Source organism: Arthrobacter sp. 2762 (genome assembly GCF_040548745.1).
GTDB lineage: Bacteria > Actinomycetota > Actinomycetes > Actinomycetales > Micrococcaceae > Arthrobacter.
Genome location: NZ_JBEPSI010000010.1, coordinates 1 through 26,208, shown reverse-complemented (window position 1 = coordinate 26,208; position 26,208 = coordinate 1). Strand labels below are relative to the sequence as shown.

25 protein-coding genes are annotated in these 26,208 nt (G+C 62.6%); 9 read left to right on the top strand and 16 right to left on the bottom strand.

The genetic code is table 11. The features are described from left to right. Positions 1–54: 54 nt before the first annotated feature. The 5 genes from ABIE18_RS17675 to ABIE18_RS17655 form a co-directional block, all read right to left on the bottom strand. Positions 55–528, bottom strand: coding sequence for a sensor histidine kinase (locus tag ABIE18_RS17675; protein ID WP_499723931.1), 474 nt, complete (start codon positions 526–528; stop codon positions 55–57). A gap of 224 nt (positions 529–752) precedes the next feature. Next, positions 753–1,466, bottom strand: a complete 714-nt coding sequence (locus ABIE18_RS17670; protein ID WP_499723930.1) for an aspartate/glutamate racemase family protein — start codon at positions 1,464–1,466, stop codon at positions 753–755. After that, positions 1,456–2,895, bottom strand: coding sequence for an MFS transporter (locus tag ABIE18_RS17665; protein WP_499723929.1), 1,440 nt, complete (start codon positions 2,893–2,895; stop codon positions 1,456–1,458). Before ABIE18_RS17665 ends, ABIE18_RS17670 begins: the two co-directional genes overlap by 11 nt. Positions 2,896–3,269: 374 nt before the next feature. Beyond that, the gene (locus tag ABIE18_RS17660; RefSeq protein ID WP_499723928.1) at positions 3,270–3,854 is read right to left on the bottom strand and encodes a DinB family protein; all 585 of its coding nucleotides are present in this window, start codon (positions 3,852–3,854) and stop codon (positions 3,270–3,272) included. A gap of 145 nt (positions 3,855–3,999) precedes the next feature. After that, positions 4,000–4,359 (bottom strand): VOC family protein, encoded by a 360-nt coding sequence (locus tag ABIE18_RS17655; protein ID WP_442016167.1) that lies wholly within the window; start codon positions 4,357–4,359, stop codon positions 4,000–4,002. A 69-nt stretch (positions 4,360–4,428) separates the two neighbouring features. Here ABIE18_RS17655 and ABIE18_RS17650 point away from each other — a divergent pair, with 69 nt between their 5' ends. After that, positions 4,429–4,749 carry an MmcQ/YjbR family DNA-binding protein gene (locus tag ABIE18_RS17650; RefSeq protein WP_499723927.1) on the top strand — a complete coding sequence of 107 codons (321 nt, stop codon included), beginning with the start codon at positions 4,429–4,431 and terminating at the stop codon, positions 4,747–4,749. A gap of 346 nt (positions 4,750–5,095) precedes the next feature. Here the strand turns inward: ABIE18_RS17650 and ABIE18_RS17645 are convergent, their stop codons facing one another. Genes ABIE18_RS17645 through ABIE18_RS17630 form a run of 4 tightly spaced genes read right to left on the bottom strand, consistent with a single transcriptional unit; the run spans position 5,096 to position 10,217 of the window. After that, on the bottom strand, positions 5,096–5,908 hold the full coding sequence (locus ABIE18_RS17645; protein ID WP_363933814.1) for a bifunctional allantoicase/(S)-ureidoglycine aminohydrolase: 813 nt from the start codon (positions 5,906–5,908) through the stop codon (positions 5,096–5,098). Between the two features lie 14 nt (positions 5,909–5,922). Continuing rightward, entirely contained in the window at positions 5,923–7,185 is a 1,263-nt protein-coding gene (locus ABIE18_RS17640) for a DUF6986 family protein (RefSeq protein WP_499723926.1), read from the bottom strand. A gap of 1 nt (position 7,186) precedes the next feature. Then, on the bottom strand, positions 7,187–8,800 hold the full coding sequence (gene aceB / locus ABIE18_RS17635; RefSeq protein WP_499723925.1) for a malate synthase A: 1,614 nt from the start codon (positions 8,798–8,800) through the stop codon (positions 7,187–7,189). 16 nt (positions 8,801–8,816) lie between these two features. Continuing rightward, positions 8,817–10,217: an NAD-dependent malic enzyme gene (locus ABIE18_RS17630; protein WP_499723924.1), complete on the bottom strand. Its 1,401-nt coding sequence runs from the start codon at positions 10,215–10,217 to the stop codon at positions 8,817–8,819. Between the two features lie 221 nt (positions 10,218–10,438). Here ABIE18_RS17630 and ABIE18_RS17625 point away from each other — a divergent pair, with 221 nt between their 5' ends. Beyond that, entirely contained in the window at positions 10,439–11,194 is a 756-nt protein-coding gene (locus tag ABIE18_RS17625; protein ID WP_216926486.1) for an IclR family transcriptional regulator, read from the top strand. On the opposite strand, the gene ABIE18_RS17620 is transcribed toward ABIE18_RS17625, so the two are convergent. The 3 genes from ABIE18_RS17620 to pucL all read right to left on the bottom strand — a co-directional run bounded on the left by ABIE18_RS17620 (position 11,181) and on the right by pucL (position 14,407). After that, on the bottom strand, positions 11,181–11,648 hold the full coding sequence (locus ABIE18_RS17620) for a DUF2867 domain-containing protein (RefSeq protein WP_499723923.1): 468 nt from the start codon (positions 11,646–11,648) through the stop codon (positions 11,181–11,183). The genes ABIE18_RS17625 and ABIE18_RS17620 overlap by 14 nt on opposite strands. Before the next feature lie 141 nt (positions 11,649–11,789). Then, positions 11,790–13,298 (bottom strand): nucleobase:cation symporter-2 family protein, encoded by a 1,509-nt coding sequence (locus ABIE18_RS17615; protein ID WP_499723922.1) that lies wholly within the window; start codon positions 13,296–13,298, stop codon positions 11,790–11,792. A 194-nt stretch (positions 13,299–13,492) separates the two neighbouring features. Then, on the bottom strand, positions 13,493–14,407 hold the full coding sequence (gene pucL / locus ABIE18_RS17610; protein WP_224088890.1) for a factor-independent urate hydroxylase: 915 nt from the start codon (positions 14,405–14,407) through the stop codon (positions 13,493–13,495). A gap of 371 nt (positions 14,408–14,778) precedes the next feature. Here pucL and ABIE18_RS17605 point away from each other — a divergent pair, with 371 nt between their 5' ends. After that, on the top strand, positions 14,779–14,955 hold the full coding sequence (locus tag ABIE18_RS17605) for a hypothetical protein (protein WP_216926482.1): 177 nt from the start codon (positions 14,779–14,781) through the stop codon (positions 14,953–14,955). A gap of 141 nt (positions 14,956–15,096) precedes the next feature. Here ABIE18_RS17605 and ABIE18_RS17600 read toward each other — a convergent pair whose 3' ends face one another. Next, positions 15,097–16,440 (bottom strand): 8-oxoguanine deaminase, encoded by a 1,344-nt coding sequence (locus tag ABIE18_RS17600; protein WP_499723921.1) that lies wholly within the window; start codon positions 16,438–16,440, stop codon positions 15,097–15,099. 399 nt (positions 16,441–16,839) lie between these two features. Here ABIE18_RS17600 and ABIE18_RS17595 point away from each other — a divergent pair, with 399 nt between their 5' ends. The 5 genes from ABIE18_RS17595 (at position 16,840) to ABIE18_RS17575 (ending at position 24,349) form a co-directional block, all read left to right on the top strand. Then, on the top strand, positions 16,840–17,334 hold the full coding sequence (locus tag ABIE18_RS17595; RefSeq protein ID WP_499723920.1) for a nucleoside deaminase: 495 nt from the start codon (positions 16,840–16,842) through the stop codon (positions 17,332–17,334). A 6-nt stretch (positions 17,335–17,340) separates the two neighbouring features. Then, positions 17,341–18,918 carry an NCS2 family permease gene (locus ABIE18_RS17590; protein WP_499723919.1) on the top strand — a complete coding sequence of 526 codons (1,578 nt, stop codon included), beginning with the start codon at positions 17,341–17,343 and terminating at the stop codon, positions 18,916–18,918. 349 nt (positions 18,919–19,267) lie between these two features. Continuing rightward, complete coding sequence (locus tag ABIE18_RS17585) at positions 19,268–20,584, top strand: XdhC family protein (RefSeq protein ID WP_499723918.1); 1,317 nt, start codon at positions 19,268–19,270, stop codon at positions 20,582–20,584. Beyond that, complete coding sequence (locus ABIE18_RS17580; RefSeq protein ID WP_499723917.1) at positions 20,575–21,510, top strand: FAD binding domain-containing protein; 936 nt, start codon at positions 20,575–20,577, stop codon at positions 21,508–21,510. Before ABIE18_RS17585 ends, ABIE18_RS17580 begins: the two co-directional genes overlap by 10 nt. Then, on the top strand, positions 21,500–24,349 hold the full coding sequence (locus ABIE18_RS17575; RefSeq protein WP_499723916.1) for a molybdopterin-dependent oxidoreductase: 2,850 nt from the start codon (positions 21,500–21,502) through the stop codon (positions 24,347–24,349). The genes ABIE18_RS17580 and ABIE18_RS17575 overlap by 11 nt, the downstream gene beginning before the upstream one ends. Before the next feature lie 65 nt (positions 24,350–24,414). On the opposite strand, the gene ABIE18_RS17570 is transcribed toward ABIE18_RS17575, so the two are convergent. Next, a complete protein-coding gene (locus tag ABIE18_RS17570; protein WP_499723915.1) occupies positions 24,415–24,897 on the bottom strand; it encodes a GNAT family N-acetyltransferase in 483 nt (160 codons plus the stop codon). A 40-nt stretch (positions 24,898–24,937) separates the two neighbouring features. After that, complete coding sequence (gene nboR, locus ABIE18_RS17565) at positions 24,938–25,576, bottom strand: nicotine blue oxidoreductase (RefSeq protein ID WP_499724075.1); 639 nt, start codon at positions 25,574–25,576, stop codon at positions 24,938–24,940. A 159-nt stretch (positions 25,577–25,735) separates the two neighbouring features. On the opposite strand from nboR, the gene ABIE18_RS17560 reads away from it, so the two are divergent. Then, on the top strand, positions 25,736–25,927 hold the full coding sequence (locus tag ABIE18_RS17560) for a YegP family protein (protein ID WP_223934473.1): 192 nt from the start codon (positions 25,736–25,738) through the stop codon (positions 25,925–25,927). A 98-nt stretch (positions 25,928–26,025) separates the two neighbouring features. Here the strand turns inward: ABIE18_RS17560 and ABIE18_RS17555 are convergent. Further along, the coding region (locus ABIE18_RS17555; protein ID WP_499723914.1) for a hypothetical protein at positions 26,026–26,208 on the bottom strand (183 nt) is incomplete at its 5' end.

Below are 26,208 nucleotides of genomic sequence, written 5' to 3'. Positions count from 1 at the left end.
TGCGGACGCCGCCGATCCATGGTTTTGGGGCCTGAAAAAGGTCCCAAATTGGACTCAATCCAGTGGCAGTGTGACCCTCACACTGGTGCCCCGCCCAACCTCGGAGTCGATCTCAACTGTCCCTCCGGCGTCGTGTACTGCAATGGACATGAGCAGCAGGCCGAAGCCGTGGCGGCGGCCGCTGGGGGCGGCGTGGATTACGAAGCCTTTGCCGTTGTCCATGATCGTCAGTTGGATTCCGTGGTAGACGGCATTGAGGCGGATGGTCAGTTCGCTGGCGTCGGCATAGTTCAGGGTGTTGCTGAAAGTCTCCTGGGCTACGTGGTACAGCAGCGCGGCGGATGCGGACGAGATCTCGATGCCGTGGTGGGGTGTGCTCCAGTGGACGGTCACGCCGGAGCGTCGAAGCGGCGCAGCAAGCCTGTCGATGCATCCTGCGACACCCAGTGCGTGGAAATCCACGGGGTGTTGGTCCTGGATGATGCCCTTGACGGCGATCACCTCGGTTAGCGCTGCTGCCTGTTCCATTGGTTCCCCCACATCATTGTGATTCTTGCTGGATATTCGTCGCCGAAACCCGTTTGGATTGGTGCTTCGTCTGCTTCCAGCGTGGCGCGGCAAAATCAAGGACTCTGTTTGTTTGGCTCAATTTCCCATCAAGTTTGCGCGGCGGCCTTGCGGAGTGGGCCCACCGCATGCGGGGTGCCCGACGACGGCACTTGCGTACCGCCGTCGGGCCCTGTTTGCGGGGTCTAACTTTCCTGTGGAAGCTCCCCGAGCAGAAGCTGGCAGGCGCTGGGGATCGGTTGGATGATCTCGACGGCGGTCGTGTCGGCAAGGCGCCGGGCAGTGGCACTCAGTGGTCCGCCCGCAATGATGACCGCCTGGGCGCCGTCAGTCTCAGTGGCAGTTTTGACTGCTTCGGCCAACTCCTGGAATTGCCTTTCAGGATCGGCAGCGAGGGTCAGTGGCTCGGACTTCGTCAGACGAACACCGGCGAAGTGCTCCGATAGTCCATGGGTCGCCACGAGCTTGCCCAGTGCGTCCACCAGCAATGGAGTACTGGTCGCCATGCCAAAAGGTCGCAGCTTGCCATCCTCGGTGTGGGCCGCGGCGTGCACGGAGCCTTGACCGATGCCGATCACCGGGATGTTCAGTTGCCCGGCCAGTTGTGCGCGTCCAGGATCACCGATGGCGCCGACAATCACGCCGGCGACCCTGCCGCCGTCGGGCCCTGAAAGATACCCGTGCACAGCCTCGGCCACGTGTACCTCCGACTCAGCCAGCGAGACGGGATCCACAATCATGGATGGCCCGGCCGGTGCGGTGATGCCAATTACCTCGAGGCCGTGAGGTTCCAGGGTCTCCTTGGCGAGGTCCACCATCATCGCTGTGGTGCTGCTGTTGGTGTTCGGGTTTACCAGGAGGACGATCCGTGCTGAAGGTTGGTGAGTATCAGTGCCCATAAATTGCCGCCTCCTCGTCGTTGCCGGGTTCTGTATCTTCTTCAAGCGGCTTGCCGAAGGTTTCGGGCGGGAATTGAACCACGATTGCGAGGATGCAGAAGAGCACGGCCAGTGTGGTGAACATGCCTGGCAGGCCCGCTGAGTCAAAGACTGCTCCGGAGATGAGCGGGAACAGGCCACCGGACAACGAGCCTGCAGCGAGGATAATCGACGTTCCGAAGCCTCGGGTGCGGGTGGGGTAGAGCTCCGGGGCGAACAGCCAGATGGTGGTGTTCAGGATGATGACGGAGAAGTTGAAGAGGACACCGAAGATCACCACCAGCACAATCTCGTTGGCAAGGAAGGCCATGGACAGCCCCGACAAGCAACCGAGGATGGCAGCAGCCGTGAGTACCTTTTTGCGCGGCAAACGGCTGGCCAAATATGCCGCGGTGGCCGCGCCCAGCAGAGAGCCGGACTGCATGATGAGGGTGAACCAGAGGCTGGTGTTCACGGCATATCCGCGGGAAACCAGGATGGTGGGCATGAGCGTCAGCATCGAAATCTGGGCGGCGTAGGACATGCAGACGGCGATGCACAGCAGGACAGTCCGCTTGAGGAGTTTGCCGCGCAGCGCGTCCTTCCAATGCCCGGATGACGTGGCCACCACGGGGTCAGGCACTGCGGTGATGTACGTTTCGGGATCGTTGATGCGTCCGGAGAGCTTGTTGCGGGCCAGCCGGGTGATCACCATGTTTGCTTCGTCGATCTTGCCCTGGGACGCCAGGAAACGGGGCGTTTCGGGGACGAAGCGTCGGAAGAACATCACCAAAAGGGCGGGGATGAAGAGCAGGCCGAACACCCAGCGCCACTTGTCCGGACCATCGAAGAGCGTGAAGACAAGAATGCCGAAAGCCGGCGCAAGCATGTTGCCCAAGCCAGCTGCCGTAACGTTGATAAGTCCGACGGCGGTCCCGCGGTGTTTCGCGGCGAAGAACTCCGCCATCATGATCACGGCCACCGCGATTTCGCCGCCCAGGCCAAAGCCCACCACGAACCGGCCAGCGGCCAGGATGGGGTAGTTGGGGGCAACGGCACAGAGCAATGAACCGCCGGCGAAGATCATGAGGTTGATGACCAGCATGTGCCGCCGGCCATATTTATCGACGATCAGGCCCGTCGCCAGCCGTCCGAGCGCGGTTGCCGTAAACGTCATTGTGTTCAGCAAGCCGATTTCGGTGGCCCCAAGTCCCCACGACTGGCGCAGGATGGGTCCGGTGATACCCACGGCGTTTTGCTCGAGGGCGTCGAAGAACACTCCCAGCAGGATCATGAAAACGATCTGGCGGTGCGCGCCAGTCACCCCGATCCGCTGGTACGCGCCTTCAATTTGTTTCGCCAGGGATCCGGTCCGCGGTGTTGCAGCCCCCTGGGCAAGGTCTTTTTCCACAGTGCGCTCCTTACTGAGCTCTGAAGGTTCATTCATTGCCACGTGAATGGTTCCATCATGCGGAATGCGAATATCACATGAAGGAATGTGATGTAGATTACGCTTTGGGATACCAAAAGGCCATGGCTGGCGCGTAAACAAAATGTGACCGGAGGCTCATGGAGGGGCTGGGCGCGGGTGGCTTCGTGACCACCTTTGCCGCTCTAGCTCCATGTTTACAACTGAATAACGTTGTTTTTGGGCAAATTCCCATGCAGCCAGGTCAGGAAACCACGGTCAAGCTCCCGACCAACCTCACCAGCCCCCGAACGACAAAGCACGCCCCGACGGCTAGGTAGTATGCCATCGGGGCGTGCTGAGCGGTGCTTGGGTCTTCAGCGGCGGAGATCTGCCTCCAATGCTGCTTCTTCGATGCGGAAGCGGTGCCCCGCCCATTCTTCGGAGTTGCGGGCAGGCATGTTGGGATCCCCAGGTCTCTGCCCGGCCGAGCCGTCAATCAGTTCGCGGATGATGTCCGCGTGGCCGGCATGCCGTGCGGTTTCCACACACATGTGGACCAGGATCTGATGGAGCGTCACATTCCGCTTCTCTTCGGACCACCAGGGCACAACGCCGGGAGCATCCAACGGGAGGGAATGGATGGTGGCATCACTGTGCGCTGCCGAGAAGTGGTGCAACTCCAGGATTTCCGCACGGCTCTCCGATGCCCGGACCCACATGTCGGAATCCGGTTCTGCGTCATCGGCAAGCCACGGCAATTCGCGCCCACTCGGACGCCCGAAAGTCTCCCCGAAATACCCCAACTCCACGCTCGCCACGTGCTTCACGAGCCCTAACAGATTGGTGCCCGTGGGCGTCAGGGGCCTTCGGGCATCGTATTCACCCAAGCCGTCAAGTTTCCCGAGCAGGTCCGCCCTACGAAGGCGCAAATAACCGAGCAATGTCGCTTTGTCGTCCATGGCTTGCACTCTACCCAAAGGCGCGACCGCGACTTCGCGGGAACTGTGCCGGATCGCCGGAACGCTCCGGCGGCTTGGCAGCATTCCGGCCGACCGTGCATGTTTCCGGCGACTTGAGACCCCACCGAAGGAGTCGACGACGGCGCTATCGCGGACTTTTGTCGATAACGCAGAAGCGGTTGCCGTCAGGGTCGGCGAGGACCACGAAATCCGGATTCTCTGGATACAGGTCCCAGTCAACGCGTTGAGCGCCGAGGGAGATCAGCCGTTCTACCTCGGCAGCTTGGTCATCCGCATAGAGGTCCAGATGCGTACGTGGATGTTCCTGCACGGGCGTTTCGCTCAGCATCAACGCGAGCTGTGGGCCTGGACCGGCGGACGGAACGAGGATCACCCAGGTGTCATCGCCCGGCTCGCGTGGAACATAGCCCAGGGCGGCGTGCCAGAACGCAGTGGCGCGGGTGATGTCATTGACGCCGAGAACGGTGCTGCCGATGGTCAACATGTGCCTAGGCTAGTCTGCGGGAGTCCACGCCTTCCTTGCCGTTGCCGGACGCCAGTGTCACAGTGAACCATGGCAACCGAAGAGGACGTCAGGCGTATCTGCCTTGGGATGCCCGGCATCACGGAACGCCCAAGTTGGGGGCAGCCTGCCTGGTTTGGCAAGACCCTCATGGCCCGGATCTGGGAAGCCGGAGTTGTCACGGTCAAAACGGATGAGCGCGAAGCTCTGGCAGCGATGGATCCCGACACCTACTTCTGGACTCCTCATCACGAACGATCACCGAAGTTGCTGCTGGTCCGGCTGGAGAACATCGACGCAGAGGAGCTCGACGAACTTCTCCAGGAGTCGTACAGAATCTCCGGCGCCCCGGGCAAAGCAAAACCCAACTAGGTCGCAGCAGAGCGCGTTTAGAGAGCTCAAAACGCGCTTAACTGCGACCTAGTTGGGTGCGCGAGCTCACGCTAGACTCGCCCGCATGCGGGAGCACTGCGAAGTTGGGGAACGCAACTCACCGCAGCCTGCCCGCAGAGTCTTTGCCGCCGTCGTGCCTTTGCTTGGCCTGATCGCGGTGATTATGGGATGCGTCCTGGCATGGAATGGCCTGAACGAGACCACGGGCTGGTTTGCTTACGCGCCCCTGTTCGCGGGACATGCGCGAGACCGCCCCACACACGCAAAATCGCCGGAAAACTCCAGCGAACTGGCAGCTTTCCGGCGATCTCGGCGAAGGCAAGGACTAGGTGAGCTTCACCTGGCGGTTCATGTCCTTGTACAGCAGGTAACGGAACTCGCCCGGACCGCCCGCGTAGCAGGCCTGCGGGCAGAACGCGCGGAGCCACATGAAGTCGCCGGCTTCCACTTCCACCCAGTCGTTGTTGAGCAGGTACATGGCCTTGCCCTCCAGGACGTACAGGCCGTGCTCCATGACGTGGGTCTCCGGGAAGGGGATCACGCCGCCTGGCTGGAACGTGACGATGTTGACCTGCATGTCGTGGGCGAGGTCGCTGGAGTCCGTGAAGCGGGTGGTCTTCCAGACGTCGTTGGTGTCCGGCATGGAGGTGGGCTCCACGTCCTTTTCGTTGGTGACGAAGGACTTGGCTTCGAAGCCCTCAAGGCGTTCGTAGGCCTTGCGGATCCAGTGGAAGGAGACGATGTCGTCGGAGACGTTCTCCAGGCCCCACTCCGCGCCGGCAGCGAGGTAGGCGTAGCCGCCCTCTTCGAGGTGGTGCAGTTCCCCGTCCAAGGTCAGGTTGACCTGGCCCTTGGTGACGAAGATGACGCCTTCAACGCCGGACTCAAACTCGGCCTTGGGAGCCCCGCCGCCCGGGCCGATCTCCACGATCAGCTGGGAGAACGTGGTGGCAAAGCCTGAGATCGGCCGCGCGATGATCCACGAACGCGTGTTGGAGAAACCCGGCAGGTTGCTGGTGACGATGTCCGTCATCACGCCCTTGGGGATCACGGTGTAGGCCTCGGTGACGATCGCCCGTTCCGTGGTGAGGTGGGTCTGCGGCGGCAGGCCGCCCTGGGGGTAGTAGTACTTACCCATGGCAATGCTCCTTATCAGTGGGAAGTCGGTTGCGCGAGCCGCGGGTGCGCCAATGCGGTCAGCTGTGAAAGTTCGACGCCGGCAAGCGCCTTGACCTCGTCGGTCCCCACTGCGCCGCACTGGACGCCACGGAGGACGAAGCCGGCAAGCGCGCGGGCGGTGGCGGGTTCGTCCATGACGCCGCCTTCGGTGCGTTCCACGTAGTTGCGGAGGCGGAGAGCCGCGGCGGGCAGGCCTTCACGGTAGAAAGCGTACGACGCCGAGAACCGGCTGGGCAGCTGGGCTGCGTGGAGGTCCCATCCCTGGTAATAGCCGTTCTCCAGGGAGCGGCGGACCAGCCGGCCGTGAAGCTTCCAGGCGTCTTCAACCGCGTCGCCCACGGGGATGATGTTAGTGGAACCGTCAGAGAGGCGGATACCCGTTCCGGCGACGGCGAGCTGCATGACTTCCTTGGCGAAGTCGGCCACTGGGTGCTCCATGGATTGGTATTCCGCTGAGATTCCCAGTGAAGCGCTGTAATCGTAGGTCCCGTAGTGCAGGGCGCTGATGCGGCCCGGAACAACGTGGGGGAGCTGCGCCACGGGGGACGTTCCATCGGCGCCCAGAATGAGCTGCGGCGTTTCCACCTGCACCTCGAACCGGAGCCTCCCCGTGGGAAGCCCGTGGACTTCCTCAAGGCGCGAGACCGCGAAGTCCATGGCCTGCACCTGTGCCACCGTGGTGACTTTAGGCAGGGTCAGGATCAACCCCGCAGGCAGTTCGCCCGCCTCAGCCAGTGTGGACACAAACAAGTCCAGCGTCTTCAATCCGCGGGCACGGGTGGCTGCCTCGAAGCACTTGAAGCGGATGCCGATGAACGGAGGAGCGGTTCCCGCTGCAACCGCAGAAGCAACAGCGTTGGCGGCAGCAACGGCGTCGGCGTCTTCTGCCTCATCGCCGCGGTCCCCGTAGCCGTCTTCGAAGTCCAGGCGCAGGTCCTCGATCGGCTCGGAGGAGAGCTTCGCCGCCACACGCTCCGCAACAGCGGCAGCCAGTTGAGGCTCCTGGCCCAACAGCTGGCCGAGCTTTTCCAGGCCACCGTGAGCGTCCGCCGTCGCGAGCGCCTGGGCGCCCCACTCCGCCGCAAATGACGGTGTGAAGCGGTCCGCCGGGACATAGACGGTGTGGATGGGTTGGCGTGAGCCGTCGTCGCCGGGGTAGTTGCGGTCAAGCAACTGGTCCGTCGCGGCTAGCTGGGACTCGATGTGGGCCAGATCAGAGGAAGAGAATGAGCCCATCTCAGCCCACCAGTTCGTAAGCGGGTGTTGTCAGGAAGTCGGTGTAATCGTCTGACAGGCAGATGTCCTCGATCAGTTTGGAGGCCGGCTCGTAGTATGCCTTGAAATTCTCGTCGCCGAACTCGATGCGCAGGCGCTCGGTCTCTTCGCCGAGGATGCGGGTGACGAGTTCGCGGGTCACGGTGTTGCCCGTGTCCGCCAGGACTGACTTGTTGCGGATCTGCTGCCACACCTGCGAGCGGGAGATTTCCGCGGTCGCGGCATCTTCCATGAGGTTGTGGATGGCAACTGCGCCGCTGCCGGAAATCCAGACACCCGTGTAGGCGACGGCGACATAGAGGTTCAGCCGCAGTCCGGCTTCCGTGACGGTGCCGCCGGCAGAGGCGACGTCGATCAGCTGCTCAGCCGTGACGCTCACCTCGGGGCGCTGCTTGTCCAGCTGGTTGGGCTTTCCACCGTTGGCGGGGTCACCGAGGACCGAATCGAACACTTCGCGGCAGGTGGACACGAGGTCCGGGTGCGCAACCCAGGAGCCGTCGAAGCCATCGTTTGCCTCACGCGTCTTGTCGGCACGGACCTTGTCGAAGGCCGCAGCGGTGACGTCGGGCTGCTTCCGGTTCGGGATGACGGCGGCCATGCCACCCATGGCGAAGGCGCCGCGCTTGTGGCAGGTTTTGACCAGGAGCTCGGTGTAGGCGCGCATGAACGGAGCCGTCATGGCAACGGTGGCGCGGTCCGGGAGGACGAACTCTTCGCCGGCATCACGGAAGTACTTGATGATACTGAACAGGTAGTCCCAACGGCCGGCGTTCAGGCCCGAGGCGTGATCGCGCAGCTCGTAAAGGATCTCGTCCATTTCAAACGCGGCCGGGATGGTCTCGATGAGCACGGTGGCGCGGATGCTGCCCTGCGGAATGCCGAGGAAGTCCTGGGCGAAGACGAAGACGTCGTTCCAGAGGCGGGCCTCCAGGTGGCTCTCCATCTTGGGCAGGTAGTAGTACGGGCCGTGGCCGTTCAGGAGCAGCTGCTTGGCGATGTGGAAGAAGTGCAAACCAAAGTCCACCAGCGCGCCCACCGCAGGTTCGCCGTCGATCAGCAGGTGGTTCTCTTCCATGTGCCAGCCGCGCGGGCGGGCAACAACAACAGCCAAAGGAGCATCCGTGCGCAGACGGTACTCCTTGCCCTCGGGCGAGGTGTAGCTCAGGGTGCCCTGGGCAGCATCGCGGAGGTTAAGGATGGCGTCAATGACGTTGGGCCAGGTTGGCGTGCTGGCATCCTCGAGGTCCGCGAGCCAGACCTTGGCGCCGGAATTGAGCGCGTTGATGGCCATCTTGGCCGGGGTTGCCGGGCCGGTCATCTCAACGCGGCGGTCCCGAAGAGCCGCCGGTGCCTCGGCAACCTTCCAGTCGCCATCGCGGATTTCCTGGGTCTCCGGGAGGAAGTCCAGGCGGCTGGTGTCCGCAACCTGCTGGCGCTTGACCTTGCGTGCCTCCAGCAGCTCGGCACGGGTGCCGGCGAAGCGCTTGTGCAGTTCCTCGATGAAGCCCAGTGCCTTGGGCGTGAGGATCTCCTCGGCGCGATCGATCGGCCGGGGGTCAGTGACTGTAATAGCCATGGGGCGGTGTCCTTTTCTAGAGAGCGCTGGCGGCGTTTGCGTGCGCAGCATTTGCCACTGCAGAAGCGACGTCCGCGGCAACATGGGGATCGAAGACGCTGGGGATAATGTAACTCGCGTTCAGCTCGTCGTCAGCCACCCGGTTGGCAATTGCCTCGGCGGCGGCCACCAGCATGTTCGGCGTGATGTCAGATGCTCCAGCATCCAGCAGTCCGCGGAAGAAGCCGGGGAAGGCCAGCACGTTGTTGATCTGGTTCGGGAAGTCGCTGCGGCCGGTGGCAACCACGGCTGCATGCTTGGAAGCGATGACGGGGTCGATTTCCGGCGTCGGGTTGGCCATGGCGAACACGATTGCATTCTCGGCCATGGAAGCAACCTGCTCCTCGCCGATCACGTGCGGGGCGCTGACGCCGATGAAGACGTCTGCTCCCTTGAGGGCGTCATGCAGGGTTCCGGAGAAGCCCTCTTCGTTGGTGTTCGCGGCAATCCAGCTGCGGTGCTCGTCGCCGTACTTTTCGCCGGAGTGGATGGCTCCGGAGCGGCCGGCGGCGATGATGTGCTGCGCGCCTTGGGCCTTGAGGAGCTGGATGATGGCGGAGCCGGCAGCGCCGACACCCGAGACAACGATCTTGACCTCGGACAGCTTCTTGTCCACCACGCGCAGGGCGTTGACCAAGGCGGCCAGGGTAACGATCGCGGTGCCGTGCTGGTCGTCGTGGAACACCGGGATGTCCAGTTCTTCGCGGAGACGGTTCTCGATTTCGAAGCAACGCGGTGCGGCGATGTCTTCGAGGTTGATGCCGCCGTAGACGGGGGCCATGGCCTTGGCGATCATGATGATTTCTTCGGTGTCCTGCGTGTCCAGGCAGACCGGCCAGGCGTCAACGTTGGCGAACTGCTTGAAGAGGGCGGCCTTGCCTTCCATGACGGGCAGGGCGGCGGCGGGGCCAATGTTGCCCAGGCCCAGCACGGCCGAACCGTCGGTGAGGACTGCGATGGTGTTGCGCTTAACCGTCAGGTTGCGGGCAGCGGCTGGGTCTTCTGCAATGGCCAGGCAAACGCGCGCGACGCCGGGAGTGTAGGCGCGGGACAAATCGTCACGGTTGCGCAGGGCTACTTTGGGGACCACCTCGAGCTTGCCGCCGAGGTGCATGAGGAAGGTGCGGTCCGAGACGTGCTGGACGGTGACGCCGTCGAGGGCGTTCAGGGCATCTTTGACGCGTGCAGCGTGGTCGTCATCAGTGGTGTTGCAGGTGACGTCCACAACGATCGTCTCGTGGTGGGATTCCGTGACGTCCAGTGCGGTGATTGCGGCACCGGCTGCGCCGACGGCTGCTGCCAGTTCGCTCGTAGCGGTGAAGCTGGACGGTGCGGCGACGCGCAGGGTGATCGAGTTTCCGGGGCTCGGATTCGCCATTGAAATTCCTCCTGTTAGGCCCGTTCCCGGGCCGCCGTTCCAAACTGAATGTTTTCGTATTATGGATATTATTATCTACCAAGTGGAAACACAACCCCTTACTCGGTCATCTTGCGTCTCGTCGCGCACTTGCCCGCTGTGCTGTATCTTGGGTGTTCTAAGCAATTCTTTTCACGATGCGGATAAGAGTTGTCGGAATCTGAGTCATTGGAGACAAGGGAATGGCTGAAAAAGCCTCCGGAGGCGTGCAGTCCGTTGAGCGCGTCTTTGAACTGCTGGAACTGATCACGGATGCGGGTGGCGACGTCACTCTGAGCGAGCTGTCGTCGTCCACGGACCTGCCCTTGCCCACCATCCACCGCCTGTTGCGCACGCTTGTGGCATTGGGCTACATCCGCCAACTGCCCAATCGCCGCTACGCTTTGGGCCCCCGGCTCATCCGGCTTGGCGAGGGTGCCAGCAAGCAGCTCGGCGCCGTGGCGCGTCCGCAGCTGAAGACCCTCGTTGAACGCCTCGGCGAGACCTCCAACATGGCCGTGTTGGATTCCGACATGGTCATTTATGTGGCCCAGGTACCGTCCATGCACTCCATGCGCATGTTCACCGAGGTTGGCCGCCGCGCCCACACGCATGACACCGGCGTTGGCAAAGCGATCCTGGCGCAGCTCGACGACGAACAGGTCCGTGGCATTGTTGCCCGCACCGGCATGCCCACGCCCACGGCCAAGAGCATCGGCGACATCGACTCCCTTCTGGCGGACCTCAAGCTGATCCGTGAGCGCGGCTACTCCATTGACGAGGAAGAGCAGGAGCTCGGCGTACGCTGCTTCGCGATGGCCGTGCCCAACGCTCCCACTCCCACGGCTATCTCCGTTTCCGGGCCCATCACCCGTGTGGACCAGAGCTTTGCCGACCGTGCTGTGCCGATGCTGCGCGAGGCAGCGTTGGCGATCTCCGCTGAGCTCAACCAGAACTAGGTTTCTTGCCGGTGGCCTTCCGCAGCATCGAGTCCACCACCAGCGGGTGAGCCGGCCGCACGACGCCGAAGTACAGCTTTCCGCGCCACCCCTTAAGCTCGACGGCGGTAGTCACCCTGATCAGTCGGGTCACCGGATCGACTCCAACCGCCACCGCGAAATCCAAGTGCCTGTCCCGGACAAAGATCAGGGCTTCCTCGCCCGACTGTTCGCTCACCGTGAAGGTGTTCTTAGGTGCTTTGGGTATGCCGATCAAGGGCACGATCGCCTGCCTTAAGCCCATTGCCCAAGCAACCCAGCGCGGCATCGACTCGATGGAGAACACTCGCTCCGCCCATTCCCTGGGATCCGTGCCGGCGCCCTCAGGGAGGGTGGCCAGGCAAACGTCCGCGTAGTCCGGCTCCGGTATCTTGCGGAGGGCGAGGGAACGGAAGCAGGGGAGCTGTTCGGTCATGGGCTGATCCTACGGTGAGTGTTGCCCGGTGGTGAGCGCCGCCGTCGTACATTCTGCGCGGGGCGATTTCCAAGCAAGGCGACAAATGACGGCAGCGTCCCCCAAGGAAACGCTGCCGTCATCTGCCATTTTTGGCGGGAGCTAGTGCTCCGAGGCGCTGGAGGTCTTGAGCGGGACTTCCTTGCCGTCGGCGTCGATCAGCTTGCCGTTCTCGAAGCGGTCGCCTTCGCTCAGGCACTTGATGTCTTCCTCGCTGACGATGCGGTCCGTACCAGCGACGAACACAGACTGGTTGTCCGTGTTGCCTGCCTTGAAGTGGTTGAACAGGATGTTCAGCAGGATCGCCATGACTGCGGCGGAGCTGATGCCGGAGTGGAAGATCGTGGAGAACCAGGATGGGAACTGGTCGTAGAACTTCGGAGCGGCAATGGGAATCATGCCGAAACCGATCGAAGCGGCCACGATGATCAGGTTCATGTTGTTCTTGTACTCAACCTTGGCCAGGGTGCGGATACCGCTGGCTGCCACCGTGCCGAAAAGCACGACGCCGGCACCGCCCAGGACGGGCGTCGGAACCGCTGCGACCACTCGGCCCAGGATCGGCAGGAGGCCAAGGACCACCAGGATGAGGCCGCCGGCGCTGACAACGAAGCGGCTCTTGATGCCTGTGATGGCCACGAGTCCAACGTTCTGGGCGAAGGCGCTCTGCGTGAAGGAGTTGAACAGCGGTGAGATGGCGCTGGAGAGCATGTCCGCGCGGAGGCCGTCGCCGATGCGGCGGGAGTCAACCTTGGTATCGACGATCTCGCCCACTGCAATGATGTCTGCGGAGGTCTCGGTCAGTGTTACCAGGATGACGATGAGCATGGAAATGATTGCTGCGATTTCGAACGTTGGAGCACCGAAAGCGAAGGGCGTGGGGAAAGCGACGATGTCGCCCTGGCCAACCTTGGAGAAGTCTGCCATTCCTGCAACGAACGCGATGATGGTGCCAATGACCATGGCCAGCAGGATGGAGAGCCGGGAGATCGCGGCGTTGCCCACCTTGCTCAGGAGCAGGACGACGCCCATGGTTGCTGCGGCGAGGCCGATGTTGGCCATGCTGCCGTAATTATCGGCCTTGGCGTTTCCACCCATGGCCCAGTTTGCTGCGACCGGCATGAGCGTGAGCCCAATGGTGGTGATGACCGTGCCGGTGACCACTGGCGGGAAGAACTTGATGATCTTGGAGAACAAGGGAGTGATGGCCAGGCCGATCAGGGAGGCCACAATGACCGAACCGAACACGGCTTGGATGCCCCCGCCGCCTTGGACAATCGCAACCATCGTTGAGACGCCGGCGAAGGAGACGCCCTGAACCAGGGGTAGCTGTGAGCCGAAGAACGGGATGCCCACCGTCTGGAGGATTGTGGCCAGGCCGCCAACGAACAGGCAGGCTGCGATGAGGAGGCCGATATCCTGCGAGGACATGCCTGCGGCGGCGCCGATGATCAGCGGAGGGGCAATGATTCCGCCGTACATGGTGAGGACGTGCTGGAAGCCGTACGCGAACGTGCTTCCGATGGAGAGGCGCTTGTCCTCGGGGCGTTCTGGCTGATGCTTCTGCGAAGGGGTGGTATTCGCAGGGCGGGTTTTCTTCTTCGTGTTCATGGCAGACTTTCTGGGTTCATGGCAGACGTCTTCGTCTGGCTAACTGTGTCTGGCTAACAAAATCTTGGGTTTTGGGGTGGGGTTTGTGTGCAGGTCCGGCCTTGGCGGGGGGCCGTTGGGGGACCTGCACACAAACTCCTGGATGGTGCGTTGTTAGTGGTGCGTTGTTAGTGGTGCCTTGTTAGGGGCGGTGCTTAGCAGAAGCCGGCGATGCCGCTCCATGCAACGGGCGCGGCCGTGGTGTTGTCGCGCTGGACGGTTGCTTCGATGAGGCCGTACGGGCGGTCCGCGGCGAAGAAGACCTCGTTGGGGTTGTCCAGGCCGAACGGGCTCAGGTCAACCAGGAAGTGGTGCTTGTTGGGCATGGAGAACTTGATTTCATCCACTTCGCTGTGTGCTTCCAGGACCTTCTTGCCCATGTCGAACAGCGTCTGCTGCAGGGCGTGCGAGTAGTTCTCTGTGAAGCCTTCCAGCAGGAGGGCCTTGATGTCCTCGTAGCTCTTGTTGAAGTCCGTGCCTGCCAAGTCCACGTTGGTGTTGTAGCGCCAGCGGGCAGAAACGTCGGTGGCAAGGATGCGGTCCGTGGTTTCCGGCAGGGTGGTGTATTTGTCGCGCGGGTAGCCGACGAACCCTGACTGCGTGGTCTTGAGGACGGTCAGGTCCTTGAGGCCGGAAATCACGTGCGTGGTTGCGCCATCACGGACGACGACGGCGGTACGCACCTCTTGTCCGTTGCGGACGAAGCTGTGATCGTGTCCCGCGCCGTGTGCCTGGATGCGATCCCAGCTGTAGGCCTCGGCTTCCCAACGGCCGCCGGTTACCCATTCGAACTCGCCGGTGAAGTGGTCCGCGAGACGCAGCAGGAAGGACTCCGGTGAGCCGATGCCGTCACGGGCAAAAGCGTAGACAGTGTTCTTCTGGGTATCGGTGGCAACGACGTGGCCGTTGTCGCCTTCGAGGTGTGCCGCCTGGAAATCGCCGCGCAGTTGCGAGGTGACATTCAGATCTTCGATGTGGTGGCGGTCAGTATCCCGAGTGACCTTGACGACGCGGACTTCCGCTTTGCCGTACTGGTTTTCGCCGAGGACGATGTTGTTGCTCATGGTCATATCCCAACTTCTGTGAGGTGGAACCTACGTTCCATCAATGAAATTAAGCGCGTGTTTCCACCGCGTTTCTGGTGGAGCCGACCCAACAAAAAAGAGCCGGCATCCATTGATGCCAGCTCATTACGACCCTGCCTGCTGCTCTCAGGTTACGTGACGTACGCCACGAACTCATTCGAGAGTAGCGCATGATTTCGGCTTGTGTATATGGGTTTCCGGTGATCGTTATGAAGCAGCCAAATGTGACCGGAGCAACTCCGGTTCCCTCTTGGACAGGTCTTGACGGCTACTCGGCGCCCTGCCTATTCTTTTCACATAGCAATAAAGATTTTCCGAAATACGGAAAAGTGCTGCACTGGAAAGAGGAGGAACAGATGGACTCGAAGGATACGAACAACGTCGTGGAATTCCCGGCACCGGGTCAGGAGCTGTACCTGCCCTTCGGTGCAACAGATCCGGACTTCTACATTCCGGCCGACTGCGACCGCAATGCCGGCGGATTCTCCCGTTGGCTCCGCGCGCTCCCGGTGTTCGGCCGCCAGCGCCCCTAGGATCTTTTCTGCATCCAAGGGGTGCGGACTCCGGCCGTTTGCTGCGGCCCGCAATGAGATCGCTGGAAAAGTGCGAAATCGCCGGAACGTTCCCTGTGAAGTGGCAGCGTTCCGGCGATTTCGCGCAAGGGGGGGCAGAACCTACCCCGCCACCAACTTCCGGGCCGCAGCCGAGTGCTCAGCGATGAGCCCTGCAACGTCGAGCCCGGGGATCTCCCCGTCCACCACCCGCCACTGGCCACCCACCATGACGCGGTCTGCCCGGTCCGCCCCACAGAGCAGCAAGGCGGCGACGGGGTCATGGCTGCCGGAGAAGCGCAGTTCGTCGGGCTTGAACAGGGCAAGGTCTGCCTGAAGGCCCGGAGCCAACTGCCCGATGTCCGAGCGGCCCAAAACGGCGGCGGACCCGCGTGTCGCCCAACCGAGTGCTCTCTCCACAGGGACGGAAGCCCCGTACCGGAGCCGTTGCAAATACAGCGCTTGGCGGGCCTCGAGGATCATGTTGGAAGCATCGTTCGACGCCGATCCGTCCACTCCCAGCCCCACGGGAACGCCCGCGGCTTCAAGTTCCAGCACTCGGGCTGTCCCGGATGCGAGGCGCATGTTGGAGGTTGGGCAATGCGCGACGGCGGTGCCCGCGGCTCCCAGCCTGGCGATCTCGTCGTCGTTGAAGTGGATGCCGTGTCCAAGCCACGTGCGGGATCCCAACCAGCCAACTGACTCCAGGTAATCCACGGTCCGCAGCCCAAACATGGAGCGGCAGAAGTCTTCCTCGTCGATGGTCTCTGCAAGGTGCGTGTGTAGCCGGACATCGAAGCGTTCGGCCATGGCTGCGCTCTCGGCCATGATCTCTTTGGTCACGGAGAATGGCGAGCAGGGGGCGAGGGCAATCTGTATTGAAGCCCCATCACCGGTTTCGTGGTACTGACGAATCAGCCGTTCGCTGTCCGCAAGGATCGTCCCGGGTGACTGGACCGTGGTCCGGGGCGGCAGCCCGCCGTCGTCCTCTCCCAATGTCATGGACCCGCGGGTCAGTGTTGCCCGCATGCCCATGGAGCGCACCGCGCCTGCTTCAATATCAATGGCGTCTTCCATGCCGTCGGGGAAGAGGTAGTGGTGGTCTGCGGCGGTGGTGCAGCCGGACAACAAAAGCTCCGCCAGTGCAACCTGCACTGCAAGCTCAAGGCTCCGGGGCGTCAACCGTGCCCACACGGGGTACAAATTCTGCAGCCACGGGAACAGCGGAGCGTTGGCCACCGGACCCCAGGCGCGGGTGAGGGTTTGGTAGAAGTGGTGGTGGGTGTTGATGAGCCCAGGCAGAACCACGTGGGCGGAGGCATCAAAGACAGAACAAGGCAACGAAGGCTGCCCGCCCGTAGACACGAGCTCCACGATTTTCCCGTCGGAGACCACCAGGCCGCCACCGGCGTTGAGGTCGTTTGCGGTGAAGATACCCAGCGGGTTCTTGATCCAAAGAGGGGTCATGGCAGGTTCCTTGTCTGGTCGGCGTGTACGCGTTCCAGCTCAGTTAGGCCCTGTCTGCTGATCCAGGAGCCGGAAGCCACCAAGTGCGTCCGGTCCGAAAAGCGTAAGATGCACGACGGCGGCAGTCAACGTTCGCAGGCGTCGTCCGGTCACATCTGGCCAGCAACCCCAATTTCGTATGACGAAATTAAATTTTCAAAAAACTATGGCGCGGCTCACAAGCCTGGTGCTACGCTCTAACTGCCAAAGGCGGGCACCCGGACTTCGGGAAGCTATCTACCAGGCGCAACTTAACCTTCATCGCACATGCTGAAGCCTGGTAACCAAGCTAACTGGAGCTCTGCTCCGTAGCGCCCCCAACAGGTCACCTGGCTTCCTCAGCACTAAGGAAGTCGCAACATGAGTACAACCGTCACGGCCGAGCAATTCCTGGCCACAACCATTGAGCTGGCAACAGCCAATGTCCTCAACAGTGGTGGCCCCTTCGGCGCCGTCATTGTTACCGCGGATGGACAAGCCTTCCAAGGCGTCAACCGCGTCACCGCCACGAACGATCCCACCGCACACGCAGAAGTCACGGCCATCCGTAACGCCTGCCACGAACTGGGAACCTTCGATTTGAGCGGAGCAACCCTCTACACCAGTTGCGAGCCATGCCCCATGTGCCTGGCCTCCGCACTCTGGGCACGCGTTGACCGCGTGTTCTTTGCTGCAGACCGTCACGACGCCGCATCCGTTGGCTTTGACGACGCCGTCTTCTACGAGTTCTTCGAGAACGACAACCGGGACGCGCTGATGCCGGTAGCCAAGCTGGAACTGGGCGACCCCCAGGCTCCGGCGGCCCTCCAGCCGTTCACCACATGGAACACGCTTGATTCCAGGATCGACTACTAGGGCCCGGTGGCTGACATGACAATTCTGGATCCCGCAGAAATGCAGACCGCAGCTGAAAAGCAGGCTGCGCTCCTCCCCAACGGAGGCAAGAGCGCAGAGCCCACAGCGGCAAACGCAAAGCACACGGCGACCGGCAACAGCAAGCCGCCGGTGTCGAACTCCTTCCTGGATAAGTTCTTCCAGATCACCAAACGTGGCTCCACGCTGGCCCGTGAATTCCGCGGCGGCTTGGTCACGTTCTTCACCATGGCGTACATCGTCATCCTCAACCCGCTCATCCTGGGCGGATTCTCGGCAGACAACGCCCCGGTGGATGTGGCGGGCGGCTGGCTCTCGGCAGCACAGGTAGGCGCAGTTACTGGCCTGACCGCCGGCGTCATGACCATCGTCTTCGGACTCGTCGCCAACCTGCCCTTCGGCCTCGCAGCCGGTCTGGGCATCAATTCCTTCCTCGCCGTCGCGGTCATCCAGGAAGTCACATGGCCAGAAGCCATGGGCCTGGTGGTCATCAACGGCATCCTGATCGTCCTCTTCGGCGCCACCGGTGCCCGGACGGCGATCTTCAAGGCAGTCCCCAAGGAACTCAAAGCCGCAATCACCGTTGGCATCGGCCTGTTCATCGCCTTCATCGGCTTCGTCGACTCCGGCTTTGTCCGCCCCACCAAGGGCGGCCCGCCGGTCCAGCTCGGCACGGATGGTTCCATTACCTCCATCCCAACTCTCGTCTTCATCATCGGATTGCTGGTCATGGGTATCCTCGTGGCACGCAAGATTCAGGGCGGCCTGTTGATTGGCATCGTCGCCACAACAGTCCTCGCCGCTGCAGCCGAGGCCGTGTTCCACATTGGTCCGGGCACCGCCGATAACCCCGGCGGCTGGCACCTCAACGTGCCGATCCTGTCCAGCCAGTTGATGTCCGTCCCGGATCTTAGCCTGGTAGGCCAGTTCGACCTCTTTGGTTCGTTCGCCAGGATTGGCGGACTGGCTGCGACCATGCTTGTCTTCACCCTGGTGTTCACCAACTTCTTCGACGCCATGGGCACCATGACGGGCTTGGCCAAGAGCGCAGGCGTGGCACATAAGGACGGTACGTTCCCCAAGCTGAAGTCGGCCTTCATCGTTGAAGGCATGGGCGCAGTGGTGGGTGGCGGGACCTCCGGTTCATCCAACACCGTCTACATCGACTCCGCAGCAGGAATCGGCGAGGGCGCCCGCACCGGCCTGGCCTCGGTCGTCACTGGCCTGCTGTTCCTGGGCTCGATGTTCTTTACGCCGCTTACTTCGGTTGTCCCATTGGAAGTGGCTGCCGCAGCGCTGGTGGTGGTGGGCGCGATGATGATGGCTCAGATCCGCGAGATCAAGTTCACCAAGTTCGCCATCGCGTTGCCGGCGTTCCTCACCATTGTGACCATGCCGCTGACCTATTCCATTGCCAACGGCATCGGCGTCGGGTTCATCTCCTTCGCGGTGATCAGCGCGGCATCGGGCAAGGCCAAGAAAGTCCATCCGCTTATGTGGGTGGTCACGGTGGGCTTCATCATCTACTTCGCCCGTGGCCCGATCAACGCCTTGATGGGCGTCTAGCCCGGAGCCCCACCCCGCGCCGGCGGGTCCACATCCGGCATTTCGAACGGCGGTCCATCCGCACCCACCGCACGAATAGGCGTCCGTCGTCGTGGTCCCTGATCGAACAGCACCACCGGAACAGGCACGACGGCGGGCGGCGGCCCTGTTGATTCAGGAACGGGTGCTGATGCTCCGTCAGGGAACGGGGGCAGGGAGATGAAGCCCTTGCCCCCGTTCCTATGAACTCTTATTCAATAACCGCGACTACCCCTCAACACCTTCTGGAAATGAGATTATGAGGGCAAGATCGCGCACTGCTCCGGCCGGGGCCACCTGGCCGGGACACCTGGAAAAAGGACGTGTTGCCATGCTGGATCTGATGCCTTCACTGGGCAGCTGGCGGACTGCGGTCTCTGGCCAACGATGCGCTGTGGCCACGATCGTAGGGACCGGCGGCTCAGTCCCGCGCCCCATGGGGACTTCCATGATGGTCTCCGAACATGGCGAAATCCTGGGCAGCCTGTCCGGCGGTTGCGTGGAAGGGGCCGTCGTTGAGGCAGCCTTGGAAGCAATGCGCGACGGCGGCCCACGCCTTGAGTCTTTTGGCTACAGTGCCGAGGACGCGTTCGCCGTCGGACTCACCTGTGGAGGAGAACTGGAAGTCCATATCCAGCCACTGGGTAGCGATTCCGGCGAAATGGCCTTGTTGGACATCGCTGTATCAAACGAACCCACGGCCTTGGCCCTCATCCGCAGGCTCGGTGGAGGAGGGGGAGCGGTGGTCGTTGATGATCCTGTTCGGTTCCGCGCCATGGAATCAACGCAACTGGCCCGGTTGGTGGGCGATCATCCCGCCACCCTGATGGCTGCGGCGGCCCAAGTTGAGCCGCTGCTCCAAGGCGGACGCACGGGGTTGGTCCGGCTGGCAGCACCCGAAGGCTGCATCGATGGCTGGGTAACAGTGGACAGGTGGGAGTCGGCGGGCCCGGAAGAAATAACCCAGCCCGAACCCATCACCTTGTTCGTGGAAAGCCGTTTGCCGGCCGCGCGAATGCTCATCTTCGGTGCCAACGATTTCGGTGCCGCATTGCTCCCGGCCGGACAGTTGCTTGGTTACAACGTCACCCTGTGTGATGCCCGCCCTGCGTTTGCCAAGCAGACCCGCTTCGCCGGAGCGGACCAGGTGGTCACAGACTGGCCGCACCGCTACCTGGAAGCCGAAGCAGCGGCGGGGCGAATCGATGCCCGGACCGTCGTGTGCGTCCTGACCCACGATCCAAAGTTCGACATTCCCCTGCTTGAAACAGCGCTTCGCTTAAACCTGGCTTACGTCGGCGCAATGGGCTCGCGTCGCAGCCACCGACATCGGGTTGACGCCCTGTTCGAGGCGGGCACGACCTCCGAAGCGCTCGAACGCCTGCATTCCCCGATCGGATTAGACCTTGGCGCAGTGACACCAGCCGAAGTCGCAGTCTCCATCACGGCAGAAATCATCGCCGAGCGGGGAACCCCCAGCGGCAAAGTCACGGGCCGCAAGGCACCCGGCCACAAGGCCCCCGGCCGCACAGCCACCGGTTTCCCCTCGCTGAAGGACGGCACCGGCCCGATTCACGCGGCACCCATTCACCCAGCGCCGATCCACCCAGCACCTCAACACCTCACTCAGGAGGACCCATGGACATGAACACCATCGAGGCCGTGGTTCCCACCACGGATCCTTCGCAATGGCGCGATGGCGATGCCTGGCTTGCCGGAGGGACTGTCCTCTTCTCCTACGGAAGCACTGTCCTTAAACGGCTCCTTGATTTGGGCCAAGCGGATTGGCCGGCCATTACAGTAACCGATGACGGTATCGAGTTGGCCGCAACCTGCACCGTTGCCGAGCTCTACGCATTGCCGGCGTCCGCGGAAACAGCCAACCGCGAGTGGCCCGGCCTGGCAGTGATCCGTCCTTGCTGCGACTCGTTTGTGGCGTCCTTCAAGATTTGGAACATGTCCACGGTGGGCGGCAACCTCTGCACATCCTTGCCGGCCGGCCCCATGATTTCGTTGTGTGCCGGGCTCGACGCCTTGGCAACCATCCAGAGCCCCGACGGTAGCAGCCGCAGTGTACCTGTGGCCGATTTCGTAGTAGGGGACATGGAGAATGTCCTGGCCGCGGGGGAGTTGCTCCGGAGCATCCACCTTCCGGCCGCGGCACTCTCGGCCCGCGTTGCCTTCCGGCGTCTGTCGCTGAGTAACCTTGGACGATCCGGCGTGCTGCTCATCGGACGCCTCGACGCCGATGGCGGTTTGATCATCACCGTCACTGCCTCCACCAAAAGGCCCGTACAGCTACGGTTCCCCGCCGGGCAGGTTCCCGACGCCGGGATGCTGGCTGACGCCGTCGGGGATTCCATTCCCTGGCCGCTGTACCACGATGACATCCATGGGCTCCCCGCGTGGCGCCGCGATATGACGTTCAAACTGGCCGAGGAGATCCGGGCCGAGCTGCTGGGCGAGTCGATGGTTGTGTCAGGCGACTTCTGGCCACCGCACGCCACCTCGCAGCAACCATCCACGCAACCCGCACACAACAACCCGCAGAAGGAGGCCTCCCATGGCAATTGAGATCAACGGCGCTGCCTCTCAGGCCACACCCCGCCCGGGCCAATGCCTGCGCACTTTCCTCCGGGAACAGGGAAACTTCGGCGTTAAGAAGGGCTGCGACGGCGGTGACTGTGGCGCCTGCACTGTGCACGTCGACGGCACTCCCGTCCACAGCTGTATCTATCCGGCTGTCCGCGCCGAGGGCAAAGCCGTCACCACGATCGAAGGTCTCTCCACCGGCGAAAACCTTCACCCTGTGCAGGAGCAGTTCCTCGAAGCCCAGGGTTTCCAATGCGGTTTCTGCACCGCCGGCATGGTCATGACCGCAGCCACTTTTGACGACGAACAACGTGCCAACCTGCCCCGCAACCTCAAGGGAAATCTGTGCCGCTGCACCGGTTACCGCTCCATCGCTGACGCCGTGTGTGGTCATGCTGATGGTCACGGCGGCGGGCACAAGCACGACGCCGGAGCTGACGTTTCCGGGGCACAATCGCCTGCCGCCGGACAGCCTGCCGCAGGACATCCCGTGGCTGTGGAAGCCACGCCCGGCCAGCTCGGGGACAACGTGCCCGCACCCGCCGGTCAAGCCGTGGTTACCGGAACTGCCCGGTACACCCTGGATGTCCCGGCTGAGCAACTGCCCGGACTGCTGCATCTCAAGCTCGTGAGGTCGCCGCATCCACACGCGCGGATCGTCGCCATTGACAAGACCGCGGCATTGGCGGTTCCTGGCGTCGTCGCCGTCTTCACGCACGAAGACGCACCTGCGCAGTTGTTCTCCACTGCCCAGCACGAACACTTCACGGACGATCCTGATGACACCCGCGTGCTGGACAACGTGGTGCGGTTCATCGGGCAGCGCGTTGCTGCTGTGGTGGCCGAGTCCGTTGGTGCTGCCGAGGCCGGAACCCGGGCGCTTGCTGTGGAGTACGAGCTCTTGGAGCCCGTGTTCACGCCCCAGGAGGCCATTCTTACCGGTGCCCCCGCAATCCATGGCGACAAGGATGGCGTTTACTCCAGAATCTCCCGGCCCCTGGAGAACGTGGTGGCAGAGGTCCACGCCGAGCTGGGCAGCGTGGCCGACGGCTTCGCGGCAGCCGACTTCGTCCATGAGTACACGTACAAGACGCAAAGGGTTCAGCACGTCGCGATGGAAACGCACGCGTCCATCGCCTGGCTGGACGAGGACGGCAGGCTGGTTGTCCGTTCCTCCACTCAGGTTCCTTTCCTGGTAAAGCGCACCCTGATGAGGTTGTTCAATCTGCCGGAGGAGACTGTTCGCGTGGTGGCTGGCCGCGTCGGGGGTGGTTTCGGCAGCAAGCAGGAGGTCCTCACCGAGGATCTTGTGGCCCTCGCGGCACTGGCTTTGCGTAGGCCGGTCCAGGTGGAGTTCACCCGGACCGAACAGTTCACGTCCACCACAACGCGCCACCCCTTCACCATCAATCTCAAGGCGGGAGCCAGCCGGGATGGATACCTGACCGCCCTTCAACTGGACGTCATCACCAACACTGGCGCCTACGGAAACCATGCGCCCGGCGTGATGTTCCACGGTTGTGGGGAATCGTTGGCCGTCTATAAATGCGTCAACAAGAAAGTGGACGCCCAGGCCGTCTACACCAACACGGTTCCCGCCGGTGCTTTCCGGGGGTATGGGTTGAGCCAGATGATCTTCGCGATCGAGTCCGCCATCGACGAACTTGCGATCGGTATCGGGATGGACCCCTTGGAGTTCCGGCTCAAGAACATGGTCCGTCCGGGCGATCACATGTTGTCTACTACACCCGAGCCTGAGGAGGACGTCCACTACGGTAGCTACGGCTTGGACCAGTGCGTGGCCTTGGTCCGGGATGCCCTGGACCGGGGCAAGGAGCGTTACCGGGCCGCTGGGCTGGAGGACCTCGGCCCCGACTGGGTCGTCGGTGAGGGCTCGGCGCTCTCCATGATCGATACCGTTCCGCCGCGAGGCCACTTCGCCCACACCAGGGTGAGCCTGGAAGCGGACGGAAGGTTCGCCGTCGACGTCGGTACAGCGGAGTTCGGGAACGGCACCACAACTGTCCATGCGCAGTTGGCTGCAACAGCGTTGGCCACCACGGCATCAAAGGTGACCGTTCGCCAGTCCGATACCGACCTCGTGGAGCACGATACCGGCGCGTTCGGTTCGGCCGGAACCGTGGTTGCCGGCAAGGCGACGCTCGGCGCAGCCCTTGAACTCGCCACGAGGATCCAGACCGTTGCGGCTTCGCTGACGGGGGCACCGCTGGCCGATTGCCGTTTGGTGGACGGGGCTGTTCAGTGCGGCGACCGTACGGTGCCACTGACGGAAATTGTCGACGCCGCCCGCCTGCAGGGCGTTCGGCTCGCCACCGATGGCAACTGGGGCGGAACTCCGCGGTCAGTTGCCTTCAACGTGCACGGGTTCCGGGTTGCTGTGAATACGGGAACGGGGGAGCTGCGGATCCTGCAGAGTGTGCAGGCCGCAGATGCTGGAGTTGTGGTGAACCCGCGTCAGTGCCGTGGGCAGATCGAAGGCGGTATCACCCAGGCGCTCGGTGCGGTGCTGTATGAGGAAGTGAAAGTGGACGACGCCGGACGCGTCACCACGGACATCCTGCGGCAGTATCACATCCCCTCCTTCGCGGACGTTCCACGGAGCGAGGTCTATTTCGCAACAACGAACGACACCACTGGACCCCTTGGCGCCAAGTCCATGAGCGAGAGCCCGTTCAACCCTGTGGCAGCTGCCTTGGCCAACGCAATCCGCAACGCCACCGGGGTTCGTTTCGGCGAGCTGCCCATTGCCCGCGACAAGATCTACCTTGCCCTCCGGGACCGCACCCTGATCCCCAACTGAGTCGCAGTTGAGCGCGTTTTGAGCCGTCAGAATGCGCTTAACTGCGACTTACTTGGGTGGGACGGCTACTTGGGGGATACGGCGAGTTCCATGAACACGCTGTTTGGGTCCAGGGTGTAGTCGGCGAAGGGCGGGCATTCGGTGAATCCGTGCCTGGCATACAAACGACGTGCAGGGGCAAAGTATTCTTCGGTCCCGGTTTCCAAGCTCACCCGCTCGTAGCCCCGGCGGCCGGCTTCGGCCACGATGTGCTTGAGCATCAGCGTGGCTACTCCGCGCCCACGGGCAGCGGCGGTGGTGCGCATCGACTTGATCTCGCCGGACCGGCCGTCTCCGTCAGAAGTGGCCAGTTCCTTCAGCGCCCCGCATCCCAGCAGCACACCGTTTTCGCGGGCCGTCCAGAACGTGATGGCTTCATGCGACAACGCCGAATGGTCCAATGCGTGCACGCTCTCTGCAGGCGACGTCGCAAACATGTCCGCCAGATGTTCGCTGAGGAGCTGATGGACATCCGGGCGCGTGGGATCGTCAAGGGCAATCTGGATCATGGATTCAAATTTACCGGCCCTAGAGTGGTCGGCTTCGCAGTCAGTCCTCCAGCAGGTGCAACTGATCCTTCGTATCCAGGTCTTCGCCGGAGCAGAGGTCACTGCAATCCACAAGGTCCACCAAGCCCGGATGCGCCTTGAGGAACGATCGCGCCCCCGTGTCACCATTCGCGGCTTCCGCCGCTTGGGATCGGAGCGCGACGTCGATAATCACCGGGTGCCGACGCTTAAGGCGGCCTGCTTCGTCAGGGTAGGCGGCTGCCGTGACCCGGCCTGTACGGTGGCTGCCCAGCAACCTGCTGACCGCCGTCGGGGTTAATCCGGGCTGATCCACCAGAGCCACCATGATGCTGTGTCCCGGCGAGGCCGCCTCGATTCCTGCGCGGAAAGAACCAGCCATGCCCTTGGCCCAGTTTTCGTTCTCGACCACGGTGTACGTCCGTAGATCTGTGGTGCTTCGAACACGGTCCGCCTCGGCCCCAACAACCACCACCACCTCGCGGCAGCCGCCGTCGAACAGCGTATCGGCCAGCACCTCAACCAGCGTGCGGCCGCGGTAGGGGAGCAGCGCTTTCGGTCCGCGGCCCAAGCGCGTACCAGCCCCTGCGGCAAGCAGGACGCCCGTAGTGGGCGCCACGCCGGATCCAGTCATATCCTCACGATACGCGCGGGCATGCACGCGGTCTGTAGCTCCCTCGGAGCTTTCCGGGACATCTACCAAAATCGGTTGCAAACTACTCCTCAGTAGGTCTGTTGGTAGGTTCCGACGGCCATTATTGTCGGTAGGGAATTGTTCAAATCAGCTCTAATGCAATGATGCGTGGAGGAAAAGGGGAAGATGGCGGGCAGTTTCGAGATACTCAAGGCCGGGACGAACACGTTCAGGTTCCGACTCACAGCCGATGACGGCACAGTTGTGGCAGTGTCGCCACAGTTTCCCAATTTGAAGGCCGTCGTGGCCGGTATCAACGCAGTCCGCGAAAACGCGGCAACCGGATTCGTCGTAGACCGGAGGAATCTGGGCACCTGAGCCCTCCCGGTTACATCGCAAACACAGTTGGCGGCAGTGTTCTTCACGAACACTGCCGCCAACCGTTTTTCTGCCCTGTTATCTGGGTTGTTGGGGTGTTAGGCGTCTCCGCCTGCTCCGCCAGTGGTGCCCGCGTTCACGTCGTGCAGCTTGTAGCGGTCAATAGCGTACGACGGCGCGCCCTCCTCGACTTCTCCCTTGGCGGCGAGGAGTTGGAGGGTTTTGGCGACGATGGAGTGGGTGTCGTTTTTGAAGTAGCGGCGGGCGGCTTGGCGGGTGTC